Source organism: Devosia sp. (genome assembly GCF_039927955.1).
GTDB lineage: Bacteria > Pseudomonadota > Alphaproteobacteria > Rhizobiales > Devosiaceae > Devosia.
This window is the reverse complement of record NZ_JBDSUA010000059.1, coordinates 37510-61964: the sequence shown is the minus strand read 5'-3', so window position 1 is coordinate 61964 and position 24455 is coordinate 37510. Positions and strand designations below refer to the sequence as shown.

Sequence of the window (24455 nt, the reverse complement as noted above, 5' to 3'; positions counted from 1 at the left end):
CACCCTTGGAGGCCAATTTGGCTCCGCGCATCTTGACGCTCGCCAACCAAAAGGGTGGCGTGGGCAAAACCACTACTGCGATCAACCTGGCCACTGCTCTTGCTGCGGTGGGTGAACGAGTATTGATCATCGACCTGGACCCGCAGGGTAACGCATCCACCGGGCTGGGCATTTCGCGCCACGATCGCGAGATTTCGGCCTATGACCTGTTGCTGGGTGAAGCCCGGGTGGCGCAGGCTGCGGTGATGACCAGCGTGCCCAACGTGGCGATTGTCCCATCGACCATGGATTTGCTTGGGGTTGAGCTGACCATTGCCAACCAGGCCGATCGTGCCTTCAAGCTGCGCAATGCCTTCAAGGCAATCAATGAGCTGACCATCAATGAAAAGCCGGTCAGCTACGTGCTGATCGACTGCCCGCCATCTTTGAACCTGCTGACGGTCAACTCGCTGGTGGCGGCCGATGCCGTGCTGGTGCCGCTGCAATGCGAGTTTTTTGCGCTCGAAGGTTTGAGCCAACTTCTTCAAACCATTGAGCAAATTCGCTCGACATTGAATCCGCGGCTATCCATCCAGGGCGTGGTGATGACCATGTTCGACAAGCGCAACAGCCTCAGCGAACAGGTGTTGCAGGATGTGCGCAATGAAATGGGCGATCTGGTTTATGAAACCGTGATCCCGCGCAATGTGCGGCTGGCCGAGGCGCCGTCCTATGGCAAGCCGGCTTTGCTCTACGATCTTAAAAGTGCCGGAAGCCAGGCGTATTTGCGTCTGGCAACCGAAGTAATTCGCCGCGAGCGGCAATTGGCAGCGGCGTGAGGACTGAACGATGAATGAAAAACCATCCCGTTTGGGGCGAGGCCTGGCGGCACTGATTGGTGACATGGCGACGATGGACGGCGCCCGGTTCGCCGAGAACAGCAACGGGCTCAAGCGCCTGCCTGTCGAGTTCATTATTGCCAATCGCGCCAATCCGCGCCGCGTGTTCAACGCGGAACAGTTGGAAGAGCTGACCAGCTCGATCCGCGAGAAGGGCGTGATGCAGCCTTTGCTGGTGCGGCCAAGCAATGATCCGAATATCTTTGAGATTATCGCTGGCGAACGCCGCTGGCGCGCCGCGCAAAAGGCGGGCCTGCATGAAGTTCCGGTGATCGTCCGCGAAGTGGACGACAAGGAAGCGCTTGAGCTGGCCATCATCGAAAACGTCCAGCGCGCTGATCTTAACCCGCTCGAAGAAGCCATGGGCTATGGCCAGCTCATCGAGCAGTTCGAATATACCCAGCAAGATCTGGCGCAGGTGATCGGCAAGAGCCGCTCGCATGTGGCCAATACCTTGCGGCTATTGCGCTTGCCTGAAGATGTGCGGGATATGGTGTCCAGTGGTGAATTGACGGCCGGCCATGCGCGCACGCTGATAACGGCTGAAGATCCAGGCGCTTTGGCGCGCCAGATCGTTGGTAGTGGCCTGTCGGTGCGCGAAGCCGAAGCGTTGAGTCAGCAGCGGGATGTCGGTGCGCCGCGCAAGAAGGCGGCCGATACCGAACGCGACGCCGATACTGTGGCGCTGGAACGGCGGCTGTCGGACGCCCTAGGCCTGTCAGTGGTCCTGTCGCATGGCGATAACGGCGGCAAGCTGGAAATTCGCTATCGTACGCTGGAACAGCTCGACGGCATCTGTGTAAAGCTGACCGGGCATAACTGATAACGTTTCACGTGAAACGCCGCAGTTAATGCGCCGCTGCCGTCATACACAGTGACAGCAGTACGCGCCGCGTCGTCGCTTCGGCGAGAGCGGGGCGACGGCGTGTTTCCAAAGTCGCCTGATGGAGCCGGTCACAACCAGTTGCGATGGCGCCGTCTGACCATAGCCTAAGCTGCTGTTCCAGAACGCTCGTTCTGGAAAAATGTGGTTTGGGACGGGCGCCGCCAAGCACGTCGCGGATGGACTTGCCCGCATCAACCTGGGTACGCCATTGCCGCAGCTCGGCGAAATGCAGCGCTGCGACCCGCAAGACCCGTTGAACATCGATGCCGGAGTTCAGTGCGCGGTTGAGCGCCAGCTCCAGCTTTTCGGGATGTCCGGTGCCGACGGCGTCAATGATGGTATTGGTGATCTGCGCGCCATTGTCCGAACACAGCGTGAGCACGTCATCGCGCGTCAGAACTTTGCTTTGCGCCGCGAACAGCGTCAGCTTTTCCAGCTCCCGGCGGGTGATCTCGCGATCATTGCCAAAAATCTCACGCATGGTCTGGATAACGTCGGCATCGGCGCGAATGCCCTCCTTGGCGAAGGTCTCGCGAAACAGTGCCGACAGGGTTTCGTCGCTATCGGGAAAGCAGGGCAGGGCGCGGCCGCGTCTGGCCGCCTCGACAAAGGCCCGCAGCGCGTCCTTGGGCAACAGATTGCCGGCCTCCAGAATAATAACGGCGCCGGCGGGATCGTCGGCCAGCTCGGTCAAGGTCATCACCAGGCTTTTGCCAGCATTGCGGACGCGGATGATGCGCTTGCCGCCAAACAGCGAGATGGTTTTGGCTTCAATAGCCAGAATTGACGGATCGGCGTCGATTTCCGCCCCGTCCAGCGTCACGGCGCCAGACGCTTGCGGATCGTCGGCGGAAAAATACCTGATTAGCCGCTGGCTAGTTTCCCGCACCATGCCAGGATCGGTGCCATAGGCGAGGAAAATGCCTTCGTCCAGATCTGGATGCGCCAGAAATCGCGCAACCTCATGGGCTTTCAGCGCTGTCATCGCCTAGCGAGACATCGTGGCCAGCACCGCGAGGCGCAGCGATTCGGCCAGCGCATGCGCCGCCTGTTCCGTCGCACCAATTTCAGCGGATGCGTCGGCCCCAACCTGACCGTTCTGGGTATAGCTGGCCGTGGCGCGGCGGATGAGGGTGATGGGCTCAGCGTTTGATCCGTCACGGACGGTAAGCGTCAATGTTCCGGTGAGCGTGACGTCATAGGGCTTATTGGGATTGACCGTGGTCGATGCTGCCACGGCACGAATGCTGCTCACGACGGAAACCGACGCTAAAACAGCGGTTTCCGAATCGCTGCCGCCCAAGCGGAAAGCCAAATCCTGATAGACAATCTGCTCGAGCCGATTGACCGGTTGGGCATAGGCCAGCTGCAGGTTCGCCTTCGCGGCGCTGTTTTCACTATAGACCGGCGTCAGCGTGCAGGCCACCAGCAACGGGGCAACAAGAACGAACAGACCCCGAAAACTCAATGACAGCAGGCGCTTAGATAACGACATTGACGATCCTGTCCGGAACGATGACCAATTTCTTGGGCGGGTTGCCGTCCAGCATGCGGGCAATCACCTCCATAGACAAGACCTGGCGCTCGATCTCGGCTACAGGTGTCCCCTTGGGCACGGTGATCTCGCCGCGTCGCTTGCCGTTGACCTGGATGGGGATGATGACCTCGTCATCGACCAGCATGGCTGGATCAACCGAAGGCCATGGCGCATCGGCCACCAGACCGGATTTGCCCAGCGCCTGCCAGCAGGTCTCGGCCAGATGGGGCATCATCGGCGCGAGCAACTGGATCAGGCGCTCCACACCATCGGTGAGGGCTGCGATCCGCGAGGCCGGAGCAGCCGCAGCGATCCCGGCCGTCCGCACCAGTGCGTTGGTCAACTCGTAGATCTGGGCTACGGCACGGTTAAAGCGCAGGCCCTCGATGTCGCCGGAAATCTGGTGTACCGCGCGGTGAGCGACCTTGCGCAGCGCAACGGCCTCACTGTCGTCTGAAACAACCGCAATTGCGGCAGATTGTTTGACAATCTCGATCGTTTCACCGACCAGCCGCCAGATGCGCTGCTGGAACCGGCTGGCGCCTTCGACACCGGATTCGGTCCATTGCACGTCGCGTTCCGGGGGTGAGTCCGAGAGCATGAACCAGCGGGCGGTATCGGCGCCGTAAGTGGCGACGATTTCGTCCGGATCGACGACGTTCTTCTTGGACTTGCTCATCTTTTCGACCGAGCCGATGGTGATCGGCTGGCCGGTTTTGAAGTGCTTGGCGCGCCGGCCTTCGCCAAAAGTCTCCAGCACGATGTCAGTTGGCGGCACCCAGTCGCCTTCGGCGGACTTGTAGGTCTCGTGGGTCACCATGCCTTGGGTGAACAGGCCTTTGAACGGCTCGTTCATGGCAACATGGCCAGTTGCCTTCATGGCGCGGGTGAAGAAGCGCGAATAGAGCAGGTGCAGAATCGCGTGCTCGACGCCGCCGATATACTGATCCACCGGCAGCCATTCATTGGCGGCTTTCGGATCGGTCGGGGTCTTGGCATTGGGCGCGGTAAAGCGAGCGAAATACCAGGAGCTGTCGACGAAGGTATCCATGGTGTCGGTTTCGCGCGTCGCGGCGCCGCCGCACTGATGGCAATTGACGTGCTTCCAGGTCGGGTGATGGTCAAGTGCGTTGCCGGGCCTATCAAAGCTCACGTCCTCGGGCAGGACGACCGGCAAGTCTTTCTTGGGCACGGCAATGGTGCCGCAGACTTCGCAATGGATGACCGGGATCGGGCAGCCCCAATAGCGCTGGCGCGAAATGCCCCAGTCGCGCAGGCGGTAGTTGACTTCGACCTTGCCCTGCGCCTGGCCGTCGACCCGGCGTGCACCGAAATACTCGGCGACCTGTTGTTTGGCGGCGTCGATGGTGAGGCCGGTCAGGAAGCCCGAATTGAAAATGGTGCCGCCATCCACATAGGCGTCGTTGGTCACGGTAAAAGTGTCGGCATCGACGCCAGGCGGCAAAACAACAGGCACCACAGGCAGATCGTACTTGCGGGCAAAATCCAGGTCGCGCTGGTCATGGGCGGGGCAGCCGAAAATGGCACCGGTGCCGTATTCCATCAACACGAAGTTGGCGACGTAAACCGGCAGGGTCGCGCCCTCGATCACCGGATGTTTCACGTGAAGACCGGTGAACAGCCCCTTCTTCTCCGCCTTTTCCAGGGCTTCGGTGGCGGTGCCAAGCTGGTGGCATTCGGCAACGAAGGCGGTCAAAGCCGGATTGTTCAGCGCCAGTTCGCCGGTCAATTGATGGTCTGGGGACAGCGCAATGAATGACGCGCCGAAAATGGTATCGGGGCGGGTGGTGAACACATCAATGCTGGTCGCGCTGGTCTGTTGCGCGCCGGTCAATTCAAACAGCAGGCGCATGCCTTCGGACTTGCCGATCCAGTTGCGCTGCATCAGCCGCACTTTTTCCGGCCATTCGGTCAGTCCGTCCAGCCCGTCGAGCAGATCCTCGGCATAGTCGGAAATCTTGAAGAACCATTGGGTCAGCTCGCGCTGCTCAACCGGGGCACCGGAGCGCCAGCCCTTGCCGTCGATGACCTGTTCATTGGCCAGAACGGTCATGTCGACCGGGTCCCAGTTCACCTTGGACTTCTTGCGGGTGATCAGGTCGGCGGCCAGCATGTCGATGAACAGCGCCTGCTGGTGCTGGTAATATTCCGGCTCGCAGGTGGCGATTTCACGGGTCCAGTCGATGGCCAGCCCCATGGATTTGAGCTGGGCCTTCATCGCGCCGATGTTCTGGCGGGTCCAGGTGCCCGGATGGGTCTTGCGCTCGATGGCGGCGTTTTCAGCGGGCAGGCCGAAGGCGTCCCAGCCCATGGGATGCAGCACATTCTTGCCGCGGGCGCGGTGATAGCGCGCCACGACGTCGCCCATCGAATAATTGCGGACGTGCCCCATATGGATGCGGCCCGAGGGATAGGGAAACATTTCAAGCACATAATAGCGCTCGCGCGGATCGTCATTGGAGCTGACGAAGGACTGGTTCTGGTCCCAGACCTTTTGCCAATGCGGTTCCATTTCACGCGGATTGTAGCGTTCAGCGCTCACTGCTCTTATTCCTTGAAGCCATGCAATAAGGGGCGGAACGGGCGGCTCGGAGCGCCGCGTTTGCTTGCCTTTTACCGGGATTTTGGTTACCGGACCATCATCAGAAAACCCCTTTAAGGTCAACAGGAACAGGTCAAAACCGTGGTGCAGCCGCCAAACGAGCCAGCAGAACGCCTCGATGCCGTCCGCCAGAGCATCGCGCGGGCGCAGCAGCGGTTTGGCCCGCCGGCTGAAGCGGTGCGGCTGGTGGCCGTCTCCAAAACCGTTCCGACTGAGGCGTTGCGGCCATTTCTGGTCGCGGGGCAGCGCGTCTTCGGAGAAAACCGGGTGCAGGAGGCCAAGGACAAGTGGCCGAGCCTGCGGGAACAGTTCGACGGCATCGAGCTGCATCTGATCGGACCATTGCAGACCAACAAGGCGCGCGAGGCCATCGCGCTGTTCGACTGCATCCAGACCCTGGACCGGGAAAAGCTCGCTGCGGTATTGCGCGACGAGATGGACAGGGCGGGACGGGAACTACCCTGCTTTGTGCAGGTCAATATCGGCGGAGAGGCTCAAAAGAGCGGTATTGCGATCGGTGAAGCGGTGAGCTTTGTCAACCACTGCCGCGACCAGCACCGCCTCGATATCGTTGGCCTGATGTGCATCCCGCCCGACGGGCAACCGGCTGGGCCATACTTTGCGCTGCTGGCAGTGTTGGCAAAGCAGGCGGGTGTGGAACGCTTGTCCATGGGGATGAGCGGCGATTACGAAACTGCCATCGCCATGGGAGCAACTGACGTGCGCGTTGGGTCGGCAATTTTTGGTCAGCGCGCCGCAATTGTTTGAACGCATGCAACTTTCTGCGCCGCTGCTCCGTTGCTGAAGCAATAACGCGGTTGTGATGGGGTAACCCAAAACCGGTCGCAATAGTGTGATCGGAACAACGGCAGCCCTAGCGTCCGGAGAGAACAATGAACAAGCGTCGTATTCTGCTGGTCGATGATGATGCCGACCTGCGCCAGACCTTGGTCGATCAGCTCAAACAGGAACGCGAATTCGAGATTGTGGAAGCTGGGAGCGCCAATGATGCGCTCAAGGCGGTCCGATCCAGCCACATCGACCTGATGATTCTCGACGTTGGCCTGCCCGATATGGACGGCCGCGAGGCGGTTAAAGTCTTGCGTGGAGAGGGTTTCAAGAGCCCGATCCTGATGCTGACTGGCCATGACAGCGATGCCGACGAGATCAAGGGCCTCGAATCAGGCGCCAATGACTATCTGACCAAGCCATTCCGCTATCCCGTGTTGCTGGCACGGATCAATGCGGCGTTGCGCCAGCATGATCAGAGCGAGGACGTGGTCTTTACCATCGGCCATTACGCCTTCCAGCCAGCCGCCAAGCTGATGGAAGCCAATGATGGCGGCAAGGTGCGGTTGACCGACAAGGAAACCTCGATCCTCAAATACCTGTATCGCCAGGGGCCTAAGACCATCACCCGCGACGTGTTGCTCAAGGAAGTCTGGGGCTACAACAACCGCGTCACCACCCATACGCTGGAAACCCACATCTACCGCCTGCGCCAGAAAATTGAGCGCGATCCGTCCAATGCCCGTCTTCTGGTGACGGAAGAGGGTGGATATCGGCTCGTTCCCTGATCGGCCGACGAAATTTCCGTTCAGTCCGGGCTAACAAATGCCCTATAGAATGACGGGCGTGGCATAAGCTGCGCTCTTCTGGTGTGGGGCCGAATGCGGTTAGACGATGCGGCTGCGGTACTCTCGTATGCCGAGTTCTTCACGATCTGCGATGACGAGCAAAAACGCCTGCTGGCGTTTTCCAGCGAGCGGCGTCGCTTTGACCCCGATGACATCATCTATAAGGCGGGTGATCCGCCGCTGGGTGCCCATGTGCTGATCGCCGGCACGCTCAAGGTCAAGCCAAACGACAAGGCGAGTAAATCTGCGGCGATCAGTGAACCTGGCAGCGTCGTCTCTGCGATCTCGCTGATCCTGTCCAAACCGCGGCCCATCACCATTACCGCGGTGATTGATTGCGAGACGCTGTTCGTGCCCCGCGCGGCCTTTCTCAAGCTTTGCCAGCAATCTCCAGATCTTGCCGAACGCGCGGCGGCGCGCATCCAGACCGAGCTCGAAACCTACCTTGGCGCGCTGGAGCCGGTTCGCGGCAAGATGCGGCTCTAGACCTCAAACCGCACGATCACCGGGACGTGGTCGGAGGGTTTCTCGGTCCAACCGCGGGCGGGTTTGATGATTTCAGCCCCTGAACTGAATTGGCCAATGCCGCTGGTGGACCAGATGTGGTCGAGGCGTCGACCCTTATTGGCGCTTTCCCAATCGGCGCTGCGATAGCTCCACCAGGAATACAGCTTCTGATCGTTCGGGATATGCTTGCGCACCAGATCAACCCAACCGCGCCCGCCCGCCAGCAGTGCGTTGAGGGCCTCGGTTTCAACCGGGGTATGGCTGACAATCTTGAGCAATTGCTTGTGGCTCCAGACGTCGTTTTCATGCGGGGCGACGTTGAAATCGCCGGCGATCAGATGGTCGCCGGTGAAGTCGGGATGGGCAAACCAGTCGGTGAGTTCGGCGAGGAACCCCAGCTTGTGCTTGAATTTGGGGTTGATCTCCGGATCGGGTTCGTCGCCACCGGCCGGGATATAGAAATTATGCACCGTGAGCGGACCACGGCCGAAATCGAGCAGCGCCGAGACGTGGCGTGATTCGGGAATTTCGCAGAACACGCGGCTGGAAATATCGGTCAGCGGGAATTTGCTGACGATTGCCACCCCATGATAGCCCTTCTGGCCGTGGACGGCCTGATAGGGGTAGCCAGCGTCCCGGAAATCATTGGTGGGGAACTGATCGTTGGTGCATTTGATTTCCTGCAGCATCAGCACATCGGGGCTGAATTTGGTCAGGAAATCCAGCACCATGGGCAGGCGCAGGCGAACCGAATTGATATTCCAGGTGGCAAACGAAACGGACATGAATTGGCCTGAACGTCGGAGGGACGTTCTTTATGGCCGAGGTTGCGCCATGGCGTAAAGCCGGAAATAGCGCGTCGCGTCGCCCATCTAACTGGGCGTTTTGACCGACTCGTAGGTGGCGTCGATACCGAAGAAGGCGGGTGGTATGGCCACGCCTTTTTCCACGTCATAGAGCGAGAAGGTCAGCTCCTGGCCATTGGGCTGCACCAAGCTCCATTGCGCCAGATCCTTGGTGGCAATGTCGAACGCCAGCGACACTTCAACGGTGCCGGCCACGGTTTCGTCAGTGATGGTGATGGTCAGATAGCTATCGGACGAGACCACATCGATGACGTTGGTCTTGTTGAAATCGATCTGGTCGCCCAGAAACTGGCGCAGCGGGATCGAGTCCTGCGGATAGGCATAATAGGTCTTCTCGGCCCGATCGAGCACGTAAAAGCCCTTGCCGTTGGAGACAATTTCTTCGTGGCTGGGTGGATTGTAGCGGAAGCGGATCTTGTTGGGCCGTTCGAGATAGAAGGTGCCTTCGATCCTTGTGCCTTCCGTATCGATTTGTAGGAAGCGACCGACCATGGTGCGGATGGCGGAATTGTAGGTGCTGATATCCAGGATCAGCTGCTGTTCCTGCGGGGTCAGGGCACGGTCGAGCGCAAAGCCGGATGTGGCGCTGGCAAACAGGGCAGTCAGGCCCAACAAAACGGCATCGCGGCGAATCATGGGCTGTGGTCCCTGGCTGTGTCGTCTGGTGCAAACTAACCTAGAAACGAATTGCGGCAACAGCAGGTTGCATCGCCGCGCGAGACGATTGGCAGGATGGGGGATTTTCTGCCAGATGAGTGCGATAGGGGAATTACAATGCGTCTGGTTTTTGCCGTCGCCGTGCTTGCTGCTCTCTCCGCAACCCCAGCAATGGCGCTGATGGCGCCGCAATACGAGCGGTTGGCAGAGCTGGAGGCAATTCTAAACGATGGCCGGATTGTCGAGGCGTTCGGCTTTGCTAACCCGATCGACAAGCTCGAATACGTCGGCAAAGACCTGTACCGCGTGACTGGCGGTTCCTGCCACATTGATGTGACGCTGGCGGACGCCAATACTGCCCACGAGGCTGGCTGGGCCGGGCCGCGGGAATTTGTCCTGCAGCCCGGGAAGTTGATTTGTAACTAGTCGTTGCCGACCAGGATTTCGCGTTTGCCGGCATGATTGGCCTGCGAGATGACGCCTTCCTGTTCCATGCGCTCGATCAGGGTGGCGGCCTTGTTGTAGCCGATCGCCAGGCGGCGCTGGATATAGGAGGTCGAAACCTTCTTGTCCTGCAGCACCACATTGACGGCCTTGTCGTAAAGCTCGTCCCCGGACCCGGAATAGTCGTCGCCCGGCATCGCGGCTTCCCCGCCTTCGTCGTCTTCCTCGGTGATCGAATCGAGATAGTCAGGCGAGCCCTGGGTCTTGAGATGGGCGACCACGGCTTCCACTTCGGCATCGGACACGAAGGGGCCGTGCAGGCGCTTGGTGCGCCCGCCGCTGGCCATGTAGAGCATGTCGCCGTTGCCGAGCAGCTGTTCGGCGCCCTGCTCGCCCAGAATGGTGCGGCTGTCGATCTTGGATGTGACCATGAACGAGATACGGGTGGGGAAGTTGGCCTTGATGGTGCCGGTGATGACGTCGACCGACGGGCGCTGGGTGGCGGTGATGATGTGGATGCCGGCGGCGCGGGCCATCTGCGCGAGGCGCTGGATGGCGCCTTCGATGTCCTTGCCGGCAACCATCATCAGGTCGGCCATTTCGTCGACGATGACGACGATATAGGGCAGCGGCTCGAGGTGGAATTCTTCGCTTTCAAAGATTGCTTCGCCGGTTTCGCGGTTGAAGCCGGTTTGCACCGTGCGGGTGATGATCTTGCCTTCGGCCTTGGATTCGGTGACGCGCTGGTTGAAGCCGTCAATATTGCGGACGCCGATCTTGCTCATCTTGCGATAGCGATCTTCCATCTCGCGCACCGCCCATTTGAGCGCCACGACGGCCTTTTGCGGGTCGGTCACAACCGGGGTGAGCAGATGCGGGATGCCATCATAGATGCTGAGCTCGAGCATCTTGGGATCGATCATGATCATGCGGCACTGCTCTGGGGTCATCTGGTAGAGCAGGCTGAGGATGAAGGTATTGATACCCACGGATTTACCCGAGCCCGTGGTGCCGGCGATCAGCAGATGCGGCATGCGTGCCAGATCGGCGATCACGGGTTCGCCGCCAATGGTCTTGCCAAGGCAGATTGGCAGCTTGCCCTTCATCTTCTCGAAATCGGAGGAAGCCAGCATTTCGCGGAAATACACGGTTTCGCGGTTTTCGTTGGGCAGTTCGATACCGATGGCATTGCGCCCGGGCACGACGGCGACACGAGCAGAAATCGCGCTCATCGAGCGGGCAATATCGTCGGCCAGTGAAATCACGCGGCTGGATTTGATGCCGGGGGCCGGCTCCAGTTCATAAAGGGTGACGACCGGGCCGGGGCGGACGTTGATAATGTCACCCTTGACGCCAAAGTCTTCCAGCACGCCTTCAAGGCGACGGGCCATTTCCTCGAGATGTTCGGGGCGATGCTCGTGCGAAACACCGCGGGGCTTGGGCTCTGCCAGCAGCGCCAGCGACGGCAATTCGAAGCCACCTGGTTCATCGAGCAGCGAGCCCTGGGCTTCGCGAATCACACGGGTTCCTTGCACCGGGCGTGGCGCGGGGGCAGAAACCCGGGGCGTTACGCCGCGCGGCTCGGGATTGAAGCGCGAATCGCCCTGCTGGCGATGATTGGTGGGCGCTGGCGGCGTCGGATCAGCGACAAATGGAATGTCATCATATTCCGGCTCTTCGGGATAATCGATTTCGGCATCGTCATAGTCGGGCTCAGCCGTCTGCTCGGGCCGTGGAGCGACATTGATCCGGCGCGGTGTGGGGGTCAGCGCCGGTTCGCGGCGGCTGTCGAGTTCGGGCTCAAAGTCATTGTGGATTGGGGCCGCCTCGGCAGCGCGTTTTTCGCGATAGCTGGAAAAACCGCGTCGAATGGCGGTGCGCAGCGAATAGCCCATATGGACCACCGCGCCGATGGCGATATCAAGGATCGGGTTGGTCTCGGGCTCAGCCATATCTTCGGCTTCGCGGGCGACGCGCTTTTTGGCTTGAGCGGGTGTCTCGGGAACTACGGAAATGGTCGAACCAAGCCCGAGCGCCAGCCAGTACAGCGCCAAAGCCGGCGCCGCGATGATGATGGCAAATAGCACTGCTGTAACGGCCTGTGGGCTGGAGCCGGTGATCATCCCAGCCAGATTGGTGAACAGTGACCCGGTGAGGCCGCCAAGGCCGGTGGGCAATGGCCAGGTAGCCGGCATGGCAATGAAGGACAGGACGCCGGTGGCCAGCACGGTCGAGGCCAGCCAGGCGAGGAACCGGAAACCGATGGCGGTGGGCACGCGGCGGCGGGCGAGGGCCCAGCCCCAGACGGCGGGCGGCAACAGCAGCGCCAGGCTGCCCAGACCAAACAGCTGGAACAGCAGATCGGCGATAGCTGAGCCCGGAAAGCCCAGCCAATTGGCCGGAATCTTGGCCGTCGCATAGGAAAAGCTTGGATCATCGACCGACCATGAAGCCAGCGCTGCCAGGCAGATGGCTACCGCACCCAGCAACACCATGCCGACCAGGCGCAACGGAATGCGGATAGCGATGGTGGTGCTGGCAGTCCCCGGGTTGGCAGCTTTGGGCTTACCGGCAATGAAAGGCCGGGCAGCGCGGGCCGGAGCGGAGCGCACTTCGTCGAGGACGGGCGTGGGATGTGTCGGCATGGATGCAACAAATCTTTGGCAGGGGCCTCGGGGATCGCAGGCCCAATTTGTCTCCATGCTAAAAGGGTGGGGTTAATCTGGTGCTAACCATCGGTAAGACGACGATAAAAAGGCCCACCGGGGAAGCGGTGGGCCTTGGGTATTCTAACGCTCTGGCGCGTTGGATGTGGGGTGCAGCCCATGCGGTTTGCGAGTGGGAAGCCTCTGTGGCGGGCCAAGAGGAACACGAGCTGCACGCGACGACCAACCGGCTGTCGAGAGACCGGACGGCGAGGGAGGCTCGCCGTCCGGGAACTTGGATTTAGTTGTAGGCGCGCTCGCCATGGGTCGCGAGGTCGAGACCATCGCTTTCGGCGCTTTCGGTGACCCGCAGACCGCCAAACACTGCCTTGACGATCATCAGGGCAACGAAGGTAACCACGCCCGACCAGACCACGGCGATGACCACTGCCTGCAGCTGGATCAGGAACTGGCTACCGATCGAGTAGGCAGCCGGATCGCCCAGGGCGAAGCCGCCAAGCGAGGGAGCCGCCACGATGGCAGTCCCCAGGGCGCCGACGATACCGCCAACGCCGTGTACGCCGAACACGTCAAGCGAGTCGTCATACTTGAACATCGGCTTGAGGGTCACGACGGCCCACAGGCAGACCAGGCCAGCGACGGCGCCAAGCACGATGGCACCCATGGAGCCGGCAAAGCCTGCTGCCGGGGTGATGGCGACGAGGCCGGCAACAGCACCCGAAGCTGCGCCGAGGAGCGAAGCATGACCACGGGTGAACTTTTCAGCGATTGCCCAGGCAATGGCTGCCGCAGCAGGAGCAGTGATGGTGTTGAGGAAAGCCTGGGCCGTCAAACCGTTGGCTTCAAGATTGGAGCCAGCGTTGAAACCGAACCAGCCGAACCACAGCAGGCAGGCGCCGATATAGGTGAAGGTCAGATTATGTGGCGGGATCGGTTCCTTCATGAAGCCGATGCGCGGCCCCAGAACGATGGCAGCAACAAGACCAGCAACACCGGCATTGATATGCACAACGGTACCGCCAGCAAAGTCATAGGCGCCGAGCTTGAACAGATAGCCGCCGCTGTACCAGACCATGTGGGCGATCGGCAGGTAGGAGAAGGTGAACCACAGCGCGATGAACAGCATCACGGCGCCGAACTTCATGCGTTCGGCAATGGCGCCAACAATCAGCGCCGGGGTGATGGCGGCGAAGGTGAGCTGGAAGATGACGAATGTCAGCTCCGGGATTTTCACGCCAGCCGTGAAGGTCGCGGCAAGCGTACTGGGATCGACACCTACCAGGAACAGCCGGGAGAAATCGCCGATGAATGCGGAAATGCCGCCTTCGGTGGCGCCGTTGAATGCCAGGCTATAGCCGTAGATGACCCAGAGCAGCGCGATCATCGAAAAACCGGACAGCACCTGCATCAGCACCGACAGCATGTTCTTGCCGCGGACCAGGCCGCCGTAGAACAGAGCCAGGCCCGGAATGGTCATGACGATGACCAGAGCGGTCGAAACCAGCATCCAGGCGGTGTCGCCTTTATTGACGGTGTCGACCACGGCGGCGGCAGCATCGGCCGCCGGGGCAGCGGCATCTTGGGCAAAGGCTGGCAGCGCCAGCGCCAGGGACGCGAGCAGCGCACCACCCACTATTTTTGACGTCTTTAGACCTGTCATTTTGTATCTCCGATTGGGGATGCGCGCTTACAGAGCGGCTGCGCCGGTTTCACCGGTGCGAATGCGGGTGACGGCGAGCAGATCAAGGATAAAGATCTTGCCATCGCCGATGCGGCCTGTCTGGGCACTGTCGCGAATAGCTGTTGCCACGGCGTCGCTCAAGGAGTCGTCCACGGCGATTTCCACCTTCAGCTTGGGCAGAAAGTGTACGGCATACTCGGTGCCGCGATAAATTTCAGAATGCCCCTTTTGGCGGCCGTAGCCCTTTACCTCAGTCACGGTCATGCCGTGAACATCGAGGGAATTAAGTGCCTGGCGAACCTCTTCGAGGCGTGACGGCTTGATAATCGCTATCACCAGTTTCATGTTTGCCCCTTTGCGACTTTGCGCATTGCTCTGGAATGCCCATTTTAGACTCAAGAGCCGTGCCAACTGTGACGGGGGCTAAATTATGCCTTGAAAACAAGGTTTTAACAAATTCTCACCGATTGCCGCTAAACAGTCGAACAAAATATGCACATAATTTGTGCAAAACCGACCTCGTTTGGACAAATTAACGGCATTATTCGGCGCGACGTTTGGCGCCCTTGCCAAGGTGTCGGCAAGCGCTGAAATGGGCGGTGGAGGAGCATTGCCGATGACAGCCAATCCAGACCGGTTCGACGTGTTGATCGTAGGTGGCGGGCCGGCGGGGCTGACGATGGCGCTGAGCTTGACGCGATTCGCTCACGGTATCCGGATCGGGCTGGTCGATCGGCGACCCATGAGCGTGCCCCAGGATAGCCGTGCCTCGGCGCTGGCGGCCGGTGTGCGCCGGGTCTTTGAGGCTCTGGATGTGTGGAATGCCATGGCGGACGAGGCTCAGCCGATCCGGGCGATGAAGCTTACGGATTCGGGGATGGGTGATATTGCCCGCCCGCTGTTTCTGAAATTCGAGGGTGACGTGGTGCCCGGCGAAGCCTTTGCCCATATGGTGCCCAACCGCGCGATGACCCAGGCACTGCTCGATGCGGTGACCGGCAAGATTGAGGTCATTGCGCCTGTCGAGATCGTCGGCTTTTCCGGTGAGGGCGCCCAGGCGACCCTGACGCTCAAGGATGGGCGTCGCTTGACCGCCGGATTGGTCGTCGCTGCCGATGGGGCGCAATCGAGCCTGCGCGGCATGGCGGGCATTGGCGTGGTTGGCCACGATTACCGGCAGAGCGGCATTGTCACCACCATTGCTCATCAACTGCCCCATGACGGGGCGGCCTACGAACATTTCCGGCCGGCCGGACCATTTGCCAGCTTGCCCCTGAAGGGCAACCGATCTTCTCTGGTCTGGACTGAAAGCACGCTCGAGGCGGCGCGTCTGGTTGGCCTGGCGCCAGAGGCGCTGGCGCTGGAAATCGAAGCGGTGATGGGCTCCACCCTCGGGGCAGTGCAGATCGAGGAAAAAGTTCAGAGCTTTCCGCTGCGGCTGCAGATTGCTCGCGATCTGGTGGGACCACGGCTGGCGCTGATCGGAGACGCTGCGCATGTGGTGCATCCGATTGCCGGCCAGGGTCTCAATCTGGGTCTGAAGGACGTTGCTGCGCTCAGCGAAGTGGTGATCGGCATGATCCGGCTGGGGCTCGATCATGGCAGCGCCGATGTGCTGGCGCGCTATCAGGCCTGGCGGCGACTTGATACCAGCATGATGGCCATGGTCACCGATGGGATGAACCGGCTGTTTTCCAACGATGTGGCGCCGGTTCGGGCACTGCGCGACATCGGCTTGGGGTTGGTCGACCGATCCGGCCCGGTCAAGGACTTCATGATTCGCAGCGCGGCAGGGCTATCCGGAAACGGGCCGCGTCTATTGAGTGGTTTGCCGATCTAGGCTCGCGCCAGCTCAAAGATTGCGATCCGGCATCCGCGCCTGCAGCTCGGGCAGTCGCTTCAGCTCATCAGGCTCCACCGGGCGGGCTTCCTCGAGGCTGAGCAAGGGCACACCCTTGATGATCGGAAAGGCCAGCCGCCCGGCAATCGAGATCAGCTCGGATTTGTCGGCGGACAGGGTCAGCCGGGTCTTGGTCAACGGACAGACCAGCATTTCGAGCGTTTTGACGTCGAGAATGTAGCGTGGTTCGGTCATCAGTTGAGCGGGGATGGGTGGCCTTCGCCGCCGCGCGCCATTTCCACCTCGGTCATGGCGATCAGGGTTTCGGCGCGTTCCTCCAGTGTCTGGGCCTCCAGCAGCACCTGCTTTTCGGCTGCTCCGTAGGGCGAGACCATGCAGCAGAAGTTGATCAGGTCTGCGGTGCCAGTCCGCTCGATTTCGTCCCAGTTCAGCTCGAAATTGGCAAACTCGGCATAGTCGCGCATCATTTTGACGAAGCGGTCGCGGTCGACCTTTTCTTCGCCATAGGTGCGCTGAAAATCCGAGGAAAAATCCTCGGCGGAAATCAGGCACTGGCGATAAGGCGTCATCACGGTCAGTTCAGAGGTCAGCCGGAAACGGGTTATGCCTTCCAGGATGATGAAATAGCGCCCCTCGCTGTTTTCCTCGAAATGGCTCAGCCGGCCGACACAGCCAATCCTTTGCAGCGGACTGCGACCCTTGGGCGATTCCTCGGCAGTGTCTTCAGGCTGGATCAGACCGATCAACCGGTTGGTGCGCAACGCGGCATCGACCATCTCAATGTAGCGCGGCTCGAAGATATTGAGCGGGCGATGTGAAAACGGCAGCAGGAGCGCTCCGGTCAAGGGAAAGACCGGAACGGATTTGGGCAGGTCGGCAGGTGACGTGGGGCGCTGGAGCATCATGGCCTCCTCAGGAGAACAAAACCGCCGAAAGCAGGCGGCGGCCCTTGATGGTTGCAGGGTCCTTCGGACCCCAGGCGTCGAACAGTTCGATCAGTTTCTTGCGGGCACCATCATCATTCCAGGCGCGGTCGCGTTTCATCAAGGCCACGAGGGCTTCGGCGGCCTCGACCTTTTCCCCCTCGGCATTGAGCACGACAGCCAGATCGAAACGGGCCTGATGGTCGTCGGGATTGGTGTCCAGCGCGGCGCGCAGGGTGTCGGTTTCCGAAAGGCCGGCGGCTTCGGTCAGCAGACGGATGGAGCTGAGGGTCGCCGTGTAATCGACGCCCTTGCGCTCGGCCTCCGGTATCAGGTCGAGTGTCGTCGATGCCTGTTCGACTTCGCCGGCGGCCAGATAGACCTTGGTCAGCCCGAGCAGGGACACGACATTTTCCGGTTCGTGCTGCAGCACCATGCCAAAAATCTGCGCGGCGCGACCCAGATCGCCAGCGGTCAACGCTTCGTGCGCGGCAGCGATTGCATTGCCGATCTGGGCTTCCATCGAATCGGTTTCCGGCGCGGCGGCAGGTACACCGGCAATCACCTTGTCGGCAAAGCGGCGCACTTCACCTTCAGGCATGGCGCCCATGAAGCCATCGACCGGACGACCGCCAGAGAAGGCGAACACGGCCGGGATCGACTGAATGCCAAGCTGGCCGGCAATCTGGGGGTTTTCGTCGATGTTGATCTTGATCAGGCGGATCTTGCCGGCCTTTTCATTGACCACTTTTTCCAAAGCAGGGGTCAGCGCGCGGCAGGGACCACACCAGGGGGCCCAGAAATCCACCAGAACCGGGGTTTCCAGCGAAGCGTCGATCACATCTGTCTTGAAACCCTGGTCTGAAGAATCCTTGATCAAGGCGCCAACAGGAACTGCGGCAGGAGATGGGGTGGCGGCGCCATTCAATTCAAAAGTCATAAAGCAGGCCCTTGAGGCTGGTTATCCGAGGAATTGCGGGCTCTTTCTGCGCCCCAAACAGGCGCGGTGACAAGCCCTTGCGGGTGTATCGAAAACAGGTTGCGGATTTTGGGTTGCAATCATGTCAGTGATTAGGCATATAGGCGCGCGTCGCAGCGGTGCCAAGGCATCGGTGGCGGACATGGAGTGCGGGTGTAGCTCAGGGGTAGAGCATAACCTTGCCAAGGTTAGGGTCGAGGGTTCGAATCCCTTCGCCCGCTCCAAAATCTCCCTACCCAGGGAATACCGACCAAAGGGTCAGGCAATCGCCTGGCCCTTTGTCGTTTCGGCAGGGCAGGTGGGCAGTGCCGACGCGCCCGGATTTGCCCGACAAGCCATGGTCAAGCAAGAGTAAGGCTGCCGTTTTGTGTCCAATATTGGACATTGGGCGGTCACCGGCCGCATCCTGACGCAGAGATCGCGCGAGCAGGCCAGGTGGAACCCTGGACGAGTGGTCCTGTTGATGCCGTTCGTCGCGCTTCTGGCCGGTTCGAAGGGCGAACGGTGGACCTTTGCGACGCTGTTTGGGCGCTAGTCGGCCATGCCGTTGTATCGGTAGGGCTTCCAGGTATCGACAACGGACTCCCGATGCTGCTGCATTATCGCTGGTAGAACCGTATCGATCATGGCTGCCGCCAGGGCCTCGGCGCCGGTCAACGGCCGCTGCATTTCTGCAGCGATTTCGGCCATTACCCCGTCGCGGTCGATGCCAGTGACCCGACCGTTGGCCACCACCTGCCTTCCGGCGACGAAGACGTCTCGTACCGCGCCGCTTTTGGCCCGCATCAGGAGGGTATCGACGAGGGGCGTGCGCGGATCGACCGCTGGCCTTTCGACTTCGGCACGATCGAGCAGGACGATATCGGCGGCGCGGCCGACGTCGAGCCGCCCGATACGATCGCCGAAGCCGGCGGTCATGGCGCCGTGCTCGGTGGCCATCCGCAGAATTTGTGGCGCCGACGCGCGCTGGTTCCACAGGCCGGTTTCGCGATGCAGCGCCCAGACCAGCTTGATCTCGGCCAGCATGTCACGATCATCGTTGATGCCGGACTGGTCGATGCCCAGCGCAACACGAAGACCGCGTTCCAGCATGCTGTTGATGGGCGCGATGCCGCTGCCCAGCCGCAGGCCGGAACTAGCATTGTGGCAGATGGTGCAATGATGCTCGGCCAGCAGGTCCATGTCATCACGGCTCAGCCAGTTGCCATGGCCCAATGTGACGTTGGGGCCAAGGCAACCCAGATGATGGAGATGGGCGACGGCGCTGCTTCCGGTGCGTGCCAATGCGAATTGCGCCTGCCGCTCCGTTTCGAGCAGATGCATGTGGATCTGGGCGCCGGCGGTGCGGGCGGTGTCAAAGATCAGGCCCAACGCTTCGTCGCTGCACCAGTGCAGGTTGGCGGGCGCCAGGTTTAGCCGGATCAGATCCGAGCCGCCCCAGCGTCTGGAAAGATCTGAGTAGAACGCCATGAGTTCGGTTACCGGGATGGCCTCGGCGCGCAATTGCGCGCCCAGCCATTCGGCCGCGTCGCTGGGGAGCGCCGCCAGCAGGGTGGCATCGTCCTCATAGGTCAAGCGGTTACGGTCACGGATCATGAAGGAAAAACCGGCGCGCATGCCGATTTCGCCGTAGGCCGAGAGCACGCTGTCAGCAGTCTGGTTCCAGCTTTCTCGAGGTCCTGAAACGCCGCCATGGATGTGATGGACGGTCGTCGTGCCGCTCTCGAGCATTTCAATTGCGGAGTAGAGCGTATCGAGGCGGAGCGGCACACGGCGCTGGGTCCGAAAGCGCGGCAACCAAAATTCGAGCGGCGCAAAGGGCACGCCATGCATCAGCGGGGTGATGCCGGAATGATGGTGACCATTGACCATGCCAGGCATGGCGATCATGCCCGGGCCGCCGTAACACGGCAGGCCCGGGTAGTGCGCGCGCAGGGCGGTCCCGCTGCCGATCTCGGCGATGCTGCCGTCGGCTACGCGGATGGTGCAATCGCTGAGGGTGGCGAAATCACCTCCCGCATCGACGCCGGTGAGAATGGCGCCGGCTTCGATCAGGCAATCGGCGCCAATGCTCATGGGTCAGTCTCCGATCGCCGGCGCGCCGCTGGCTCCCGTCAGGTAGCGCTCTTCCCACCAGGTAAACACGATATCACGCAGGGCCTGGGCGTCATCGTCGCCATACTGGGGAAGTTTGACGGCGTCGAACAGGGCCGCTTCTTCGGCGCTCAAGTCGATGGCAATGGGCTGATGGATGATCGGCACATTGGTGAACTGGGGACGATAGGCGGTGTCGCGCCGCAGTTCGCGGTCGGCCTTGATCGTCGGTTGGCGGAAATCGGCGGGCGTGCGCTGGCTCCTGAGGATGGGCGTCTTCGGCACGGCGTCGAGATCCTCGGCAGTCGCCTCGAAGATGGTGATCTGGATCGGCTTTAGCCCGAAATTGGACGTGCGCATGATGTCGGCACCGCACACATTGGGTACGGCCAGGGTATCGACCAGGGCCAGCAGGTCGATATAGTCGCCTGCCTGGCTGGTCTGGCGCGTGATCGTAGCGCGGCCATCCATGCTCACTTCGGTATTCATGAACAGGTTGAAGCTGTCATGAACGTCGTCGGGCGTCAGCCCATATTCGCGCTGCGCCTCGGCCTGGATATCGTGGCAATTGGTATGCGCGTCAAAACCATAGGCGCTCTCGTAGAGGTAGCCCGAGCAGCGCGGAAACAGCACGTCGTTGCGACCATAGGTGTCCGCAAGAATGTAGAGCATCGCCCGCTCGCGCGGCGGCTGTGACCAGAGGAACATGCCTTGGCTGGGATTGAAGCCATGCACCGTGCGAGTGCGGCCGCAATGCATGAATTCTTTGTAGTCGTGCAAGTTGAAAGCGTTGAAATCGACGCACTGCCCGCCTTCGACCTGCTCGATACGCAGGATTTGGCCAGCAAGCAGTTCGATGGCCTTGCCGGTGCCCGGCTCGAGCCTGCGTTCGGTAAGAACCGTCCTCATTTGCCGTGCCTTTCTGCATATTCGCGCAAGGCGAGCTTGATCAAGCTGACCCGATCAGGAGCAGCACCGCCGCCAATGGTACGATCAAGGAGTTCGAGTTGTTGTTGGTTGAGCTTGAGCACAACGGTGCGTGTCGGCATCGCCAGCCTCCGTATTGGATACATAAATTGTATACATGAATGGCGAGTCGAGGAGGCAAAAACCTGCATGCCAGCTATGCAACAGGCGTGGTTTGACGTAAGGCGCTGCGAAATATGAATATTTTCGGGGGCTTTCGGACTATTTGGCCACTTGCTTCCTAAATTCTTGTATGCATCAATGTGTACAACAAAGCTGAGGCTTGCATGTCCAGACCGTCTCCCCGTATCGAGATCGCCCATGAAGCGCTGAAGCAGGCGATTCTCGAGCGCGCGCTCCAGCCCGGCACCAGGCTGCCTGAGGACGAGATCGGCGCCCATTTTTCGATGAGCCGGACCCTGGTACGAGCAGTTCTGGCCCGCTTGCAATCGGAGGGGCTGGTCGATGCCCAGCCCAAGCGCACCGCGACGGTCGCGCTGCCGACGCTCGCCGAGGCCCGCGACGTGTTCGAGACAAGGCGGGCGCTGGAAGCCGAGGTGGTGCGCTTGGTAATCAAGCGTTGGAAGCCCGCATTCGGCGCCGAGCTTGAAGGTCTGGTGCGCGAAGAAGATGCGGCGCGCGAGCGCGGCGAAGAGCATGTGTGGGGACGACTGGCCGGTGAGTTCCATATTCGCCTCGCCAAGCTCAGCGGCAATGCGGTGATCGAAAAATACATGGCCGAACTGGTGACCCGGTGTTCGCTGATCCTGGCCGTGTTCGGTCGGCCACATCAGCATGATGGTGGCGCCGATGAGCATGCCCACATTATCGCTGCGTTGCGGTCCGGCGACGCCGACAGGGCCGTGGCCATCATGGCCCATCACATGGGTGCAGTCGAAGCCCGCGCCATCACCGGCCAGGATGAGGATAACCGCCCGGCCCTTGGCGACGTGCTGGCCCGCTATGCTGGGGCCATCACCGCCCGCGAGACCGCAATTCCGCTGACCCGCAAGGTGCGCGGCAAATGAGCGGCCACGCCCATTTCAATTTCGCTGACCTGACTGCCAAGCAGCGCTACAAGCTGCTGATCGGCACGGTGATCCCGCGGCCGATCGCCTTCATCACCACACTGAGCAAGGATGGCCAACGCAATGCCGGGCCGTTCAGCTTCTTCAACGTGCTGACGCACGACCCGGCGATCGTTGCCATCGGGGTCGAGAATTACGAAGACGGGCGGATGAAGGACACCTCGCGCAATATCCGCGACACCGGGGAGTTCACCGTCCACATCGTTGACGATGCGCTGGCGGCCCAGATGGAAATCTGTGCCATCAAGTTCGGGCCCGGGGTGGACGAACTGGCGGAGGCCGACCTCGAAACGGTGCCCGGGCGGGCCGTCAAAAGCCCGCGTATTGTTTCAGCACCGGCGGCGCTGGAATGCCGGCGCTACATGACGCTCGAAGTGGGCAAGGCCCGCGAGATCATCCTGGGCGAGGTGCTCGGCATTCATATCCGGGCGGATCTGGTCAACCCCGAAACCCTTCATGTCGACCAACACGGCATGGACGCCATTGGGCGCCTCGGGGGCCACAGTTATGCGCGTACGCGCGACCAATTCGACATCAAGACCATGAGCGTCGAGCAATGGGAGGGCCGTAAGCAAAGCGCGTCCCTCGCTGAAACCGCGGGCTAGGGCGTCCGCATCCGGCCAACTGGCTGGCGTTATCCTGATCTGCCGTCGCGGCGTCCATTGGGCGCCGATCGAACCGGGTTTCGCCATGGCGGTTCCCGTACTGCAAATTTGTGTCCGATTGGCGGGCACGGACAAAAGGGGTGCAACCATGTCCAGACTTTCTATCTCTCGCCGAACCTTCCTTGGCGGCGCTGCCGCCGGGTCACTGCTGCTGGCCAGCGGGATGAAAGCGCAGGCTGCCGGTCCGCTGACCATCGGCATGATCTATGTCGGTCCAGTCGGCGATTTTGGCTGGAACCAGTCGCATGCCGTTGGTGCCGCCGCGCTCAAGGCGCTGCCCGACGTAACCGTGGTCGAAGAGGAAAACGTTCCCGAAACCGACGCCGTCGCCCAGACGATGGAATCGATGATCAACCTGGACGGGGCAAGCCTGCTGTTCCCGACGTCGTTCGGCTATTTCAACCCCTTCATGATCGAAGCGGCCAAAAAGCACCCCGAGGTGCAGTTCCGCCACCCGACCTCGTTGTGGAACAAGGATACCGACCCGATCAATCTGGGCGGCTATTTTTGCTACCTGGACCAGGGCCACTACATCAACGGCATTGCCGCCGGGCTTTCCACCACGACCAACAAGATCGGGTTCATTGCCGCCAAGCCGATTGCCCTGGTGCTGCGCAACGTCAATGCCTTCACAGTCGGCGTGAAAAAGGTCAATCCAGCCGCCGAAGTGCGATTGATCATCACCGGCGAATGGAGCCTGCCGGTCCGCGAGGCAGAGGCCGCCAACGCGCTGATCGATGCCGGTTGCGACGTCATCGCCTGCCATGTCGATAGCCCCAAAGTGATCGTCGAGACTGCGGAGGCGCGCGGCATCAAGACCTGTGGCCACAATGCCGATCAATCGGGTTTGGCGCCCAAGGGTTTCATCACCGGCGCCGAACTGAAATGGGGCACGGTCTATACCCAATATGCCAAACTGATCGCGGCGGGTGAGCCACTGCCCAACGTCAATGAGGGTGGCTACGACAAGGACATGGTTGGCTCTACGGCCTTTGGGGCCGGCGCTACCGAGGCAGCGATCGCTGCCGCAACCGCCGCCATTGCCGAAACCAAGGCGGGCGCACCAATCTTTGTTGGCCCGATCAAGGACAATAAAGGCAAGGTAGTGATCGAAGGCACGCTCGGCCTTTATGACGGCGCGCTCTGGGGCACCGACTATCTTGTCGAAGGCGTCATCGGCTCGATCACCTAAGCACGATGCGGATCGCCGGTTTATGCCGGCGATCCGCCTTGCATGATGGGCCTGAACTCGATGCCGCAGGCGTCTGATGATGCCATGGGCCTGGTCATGGCGCCGACCCTTCCACACCCCGCAAAACCCGGTTCTGGCCTCGATGGGCCAGCGCCATCATGGGGCGCTTATCGATAATCTCGACACGGAGATTTCCAGCAGTGTTGGCGATCTACCGGTCACCCGGAACGATGGCACTGCGCCAACCTGTTACCTCTGCTGTCAGCGGACGGCGTCGGGGTGGCCCGGGGCGCCTCCTCTGTGGT

The 24455-nt window shown here is 60.9% G+C and carries 24 protein-coding genes and 1 tRNA gene; 11 read left to right on the top strand and 14 right to left on the bottom strand.

Features of this window, described 5'->3' with window-relative positions; translation table 11 throughout:
- Window positions 1-17 precede the first annotated feature (17 nt).
- A complete protein-coding gene (locus ABIT12_RS14630) occupies window positions 18-818 on the top strand; it encodes a ParA family protein (protein ID WP_348041017.1) in 801 nt (266 codons plus the stop codon).
- Between the two features lie 10 nt (window positions 819-828).
- Window positions 829-1701: a ParB/RepB/Spo0J family partition protein gene (locus tag ABIT12_RS14625; RefSeq protein WP_348041015.1), complete on the top strand. Its 873-nt coding sequence runs from the start codon at window positions 829-831 to the stop codon at window positions 1699-1701.
- Between the two features lie 25 nt (window positions 1702-1726).
- On the opposite strand, the gene holA is transcribed toward ABIT12_RS14625, so the two are convergent.
- From holA to leuS, 3 genes are read right to left on the bottom strand one after another with little or no spacing between them, the layout of a single operon-like run.
- A complete protein-coding gene (gene holA / locus ABIT12_RS14620; protein WP_348041013.1) occupies window positions 1727-2749 on the bottom strand; it encodes a DNA polymerase III subunit delta in 1023 nt (340 codons plus the stop codon).
- 3 nt (window positions 2750-2752) lie between these two features.
- Window positions 2753-3259: a hypothetical protein gene (locus ABIT12_RS14615; RefSeq protein WP_348041011.1), complete on the bottom strand. Its 507-nt coding sequence runs from the start codon at window positions 3257-3259 to the stop codon at window positions 2753-2755.
- Window positions 3246-5864 (bottom strand): leucine--tRNA ligase, encoded by a 2619-nt coding sequence (gene leuS / locus ABIT12_RS14610; RefSeq protein WP_348041006.1) that lies wholly within the window; start codon window positions 5862-5864, stop codon window positions 3246-3248. The genes ABIT12_RS14615 and leuS overlap by 14 nt, the downstream gene beginning before the upstream one ends.
- 144 nt (window positions 5865-6008) lie before the next feature.
- Between leuS and ABIT12_RS14605 the strand changes: the two genes are divergently transcribed.
- The 3 genes from ABIT12_RS14605 (at window position 6009) to ABIT12_RS14595 (ending at window position 8047) form a co-directional block, all read left to right on the top strand.
- Complete coding sequence (locus ABIT12_RS14605) at window positions 6009-6692, top strand: YggS family pyridoxal phosphate-dependent enzyme (protein ID WP_348041200.1); 684 nt, start codon at window positions 6009-6011, stop codon at window positions 6690-6692.
- Between the two features lie 125 nt (window positions 6693-6817).
- A complete protein-coding gene (locus tag ABIT12_RS14600; RefSeq protein ID WP_348041004.1) occupies window positions 6818-7501 on the top strand; it encodes a response regulator transcription factor in 684 nt (227 codons plus the stop codon).
- Window positions 7502-7594: 93 nt separating this feature from the next.
- Window positions 7595-8047 (top strand): cyclic nucleotide-binding domain-containing protein, encoded by a 453-nt coding sequence (locus tag ABIT12_RS14595; protein ID WP_348041002.1) that lies wholly within the window; start codon window positions 7595-7597, stop codon window positions 8045-8047.
- On the opposite strand, the gene ABIT12_RS14590 is transcribed toward ABIT12_RS14595, so the two are convergent.
- Window positions 8044-8853 (bottom strand): exodeoxyribonuclease III, encoded by an 810-nt coding sequence (locus ABIT12_RS14590; RefSeq protein ID WP_348041000.1) that lies wholly within the window; start codon window positions 8851-8853, stop codon window positions 8044-8046. The genes ABIT12_RS14595 and ABIT12_RS14590 overlap by 4 nt on opposite strands.
- A gap of 87 nt (window positions 8854-8940) precedes the next feature.
- The gene (locus ABIT12_RS14585; protein WP_348040998.1) at window positions 8941-9570 is read right to left on the bottom strand and encodes an outer-membrane lipoprotein carrier protein LolA; all 630 of its coding nucleotides are present in this window, start codon (window positions 9568-9570) and stop codon (window positions 8941-8943) included.
- A 138-nt stretch (window positions 9571-9708) separates the two neighbouring features.
- Between ABIT12_RS14585 and ABIT12_RS14580 the strand changes: the two genes are divergently transcribed.
- On the top strand, window positions 9709-10017 hold the full coding sequence (locus ABIT12_RS14580) for a hypothetical protein (RefSeq protein ID WP_348040996.1): 309 nt from the start codon (window positions 9709-9711) through the stop codon (window positions 10015-10017).
- Here the strand turns inward: ABIT12_RS14580 and ABIT12_RS14575 are convergent.
- From ABIT12_RS14575 to ABIT12_RS14565, 3 genes are all read right to left on the bottom strand, one after another.
- Complete coding sequence (locus tag ABIT12_RS14575) at window positions 10014-12680, bottom strand: DNA translocase FtsK (RefSeq protein WP_348040994.1); 2667 nt, start codon at window positions 12678-12680, stop codon at window positions 10014-10016. The two genes, ABIT12_RS14580 and ABIT12_RS14575, sit on opposite strands and share 4 nt — an antisense overlap.
- A 301-nt stretch (window positions 12681-12981) precedes the next feature.
- Window positions 12982-14361, bottom strand: coding sequence for an ammonium transporter (locus tag ABIT12_RS14570; RefSeq protein ID WP_348040992.1), 1380 nt, complete (start codon window positions 14359-14361; stop codon window positions 12982-12984).
- Window positions 14362-14388: 27 nt separating this feature from the next.
- Entirely contained in the window at window positions 14389-14727 is a 339-nt protein-coding gene (locus ABIT12_RS14565; protein ID WP_348040990.1) for a P-II family nitrogen regulator, read from the bottom strand.
- A 271-nt stretch (window positions 14728-14998) separates the two neighbouring features.
- On the opposite strand from ABIT12_RS14565, the gene ABIT12_RS14560 reads away from it, so the two are divergent.
- Window positions 14999-16222 carry an FAD-dependent monooxygenase gene (locus ABIT12_RS14560; protein WP_348040988.1) on the top strand — a complete coding sequence of 408 codons (1224 nt, stop codon included), beginning with the start codon at window positions 14999-15001 and terminating at the stop codon, window positions 16220-16222.
- Between the two features lie 12 nt (window positions 16223-16234).
- Here ABIT12_RS14560 and ABIT12_RS14555 read toward each other — a convergent pair whose 3' ends face one another.
- Genes ABIT12_RS14555 through trxA form a run of 3 tightly spaced genes read right to left on the bottom strand, consistent with a single transcriptional unit; the run spans window position 16235 to window position 18106 of the window.
- Window positions 16235-16477: a Trm112 family protein gene (locus ABIT12_RS14555; protein WP_348040986.1), complete on the bottom strand. Its 243-nt coding sequence runs from the start codon at window positions 16475-16477 to the stop codon at window positions 16235-16237.
- Window positions 16477-17145, bottom strand: coding sequence for an LON peptidase substrate-binding domain-containing protein (locus ABIT12_RS14550; protein WP_348040984.1), 669 nt, complete (start codon window positions 17143-17145; stop codon window positions 16477-16479). Before ABIT12_RS14550 ends, ABIT12_RS14555 begins: the two co-directional genes overlap by 1 nt.
- A gap of 10 nt (window positions 17146-17155) precedes the next feature.
- A complete protein-coding gene (gene trxA / locus ABIT12_RS14545; RefSeq protein ID WP_348040982.1) occupies window positions 17156-18106 on the bottom strand; it encodes a thioredoxin in 951 nt (316 codons plus the stop codon).
- 188 nt (window positions 18107-18294) lie between these two features.
- Here trxA and ABIT12_RS14540 point away from each other — a divergent pair.
- Window positions 18295-18369: transfer RNA gene (locus tag ABIT12_RS14540), tRNA-Gly, on the top strand.
- 307 nt (window positions 18370-18676) lie between these two features.
- On the opposite strand, the gene ABIT12_RS14535 is transcribed toward ABIT12_RS14540, so the two are convergent.
- Genes ABIT12_RS14535 through ABIT12_RS14525 form a run of 3 tightly spaced genes read right to left on the bottom strand, consistent with a single transcriptional unit; the run spans window position 18677 to window position 21288 of the window.
- Window positions 18677-20221 carry an amidohydrolase family protein gene (locus ABIT12_RS14535; RefSeq protein ID WP_348040980.1) on the bottom strand — a complete coding sequence of 515 codons (1545 nt, stop codon included), beginning with the start codon at window positions 20219-20221 and terminating at the stop codon, window positions 18677-18679.
- 3 nt (window positions 20222-20224) lie between these two features.
- Window positions 20225-21148, bottom strand: coding sequence for an urea carboxylase-associated family protein (locus tag ABIT12_RS14530; protein ID WP_348040978.1), 924 nt, complete (start codon window positions 21146-21148; stop codon window positions 20225-20227).
- Window positions 21145-21288 (bottom strand): hypothetical protein, encoded by a 144-nt coding sequence (locus ABIT12_RS14525; protein WP_348040976.1) that lies wholly within the window; start codon window positions 21286-21288, stop codon window positions 21145-21147. The genes ABIT12_RS14530 and ABIT12_RS14525 overlap by 4 nt, the downstream gene beginning before the upstream one ends.
- Window positions 21289-21492: 204 nt before the next feature.
- Between ABIT12_RS14525 and ABIT12_RS14520 the strand changes: the two genes are divergently transcribed.
- The 3 genes from ABIT12_RS14520 to ABIT12_RS14510 all read left to right on the top strand — a co-directional run bounded on the left by ABIT12_RS14520 (window position 21493) and on the right by ABIT12_RS14510 (window position 24150).
- A complete protein-coding gene (locus ABIT12_RS14520; protein WP_348040974.1) occupies window positions 21493-22233 on the top strand; it encodes a GntR family transcriptional regulator in 741 nt (246 codons plus the stop codon).
- Window positions 22230-22898, top strand: a complete 669-nt coding sequence (locus tag ABIT12_RS14515) for a flavin reductase family protein (protein WP_348040972.1) — start codon at window positions 22230-22232, stop codon at window positions 22896-22898. The genes ABIT12_RS14520 and ABIT12_RS14515 overlap by 4 nt, the downstream gene beginning before the upstream one ends.
- Before the next feature lie 148 nt (window positions 22899-23046).
- On the top strand, window positions 23047-24150 hold the full coding sequence (locus ABIT12_RS14510) for a BMP family ABC transporter substrate-binding protein (protein ID WP_348040970.1): 1104 nt from the start codon (window positions 23047-23049) through the stop codon (window positions 24148-24150).
- The last annotated feature ends 305 nt before the right edge of the window (window positions 24151-24455 follow it).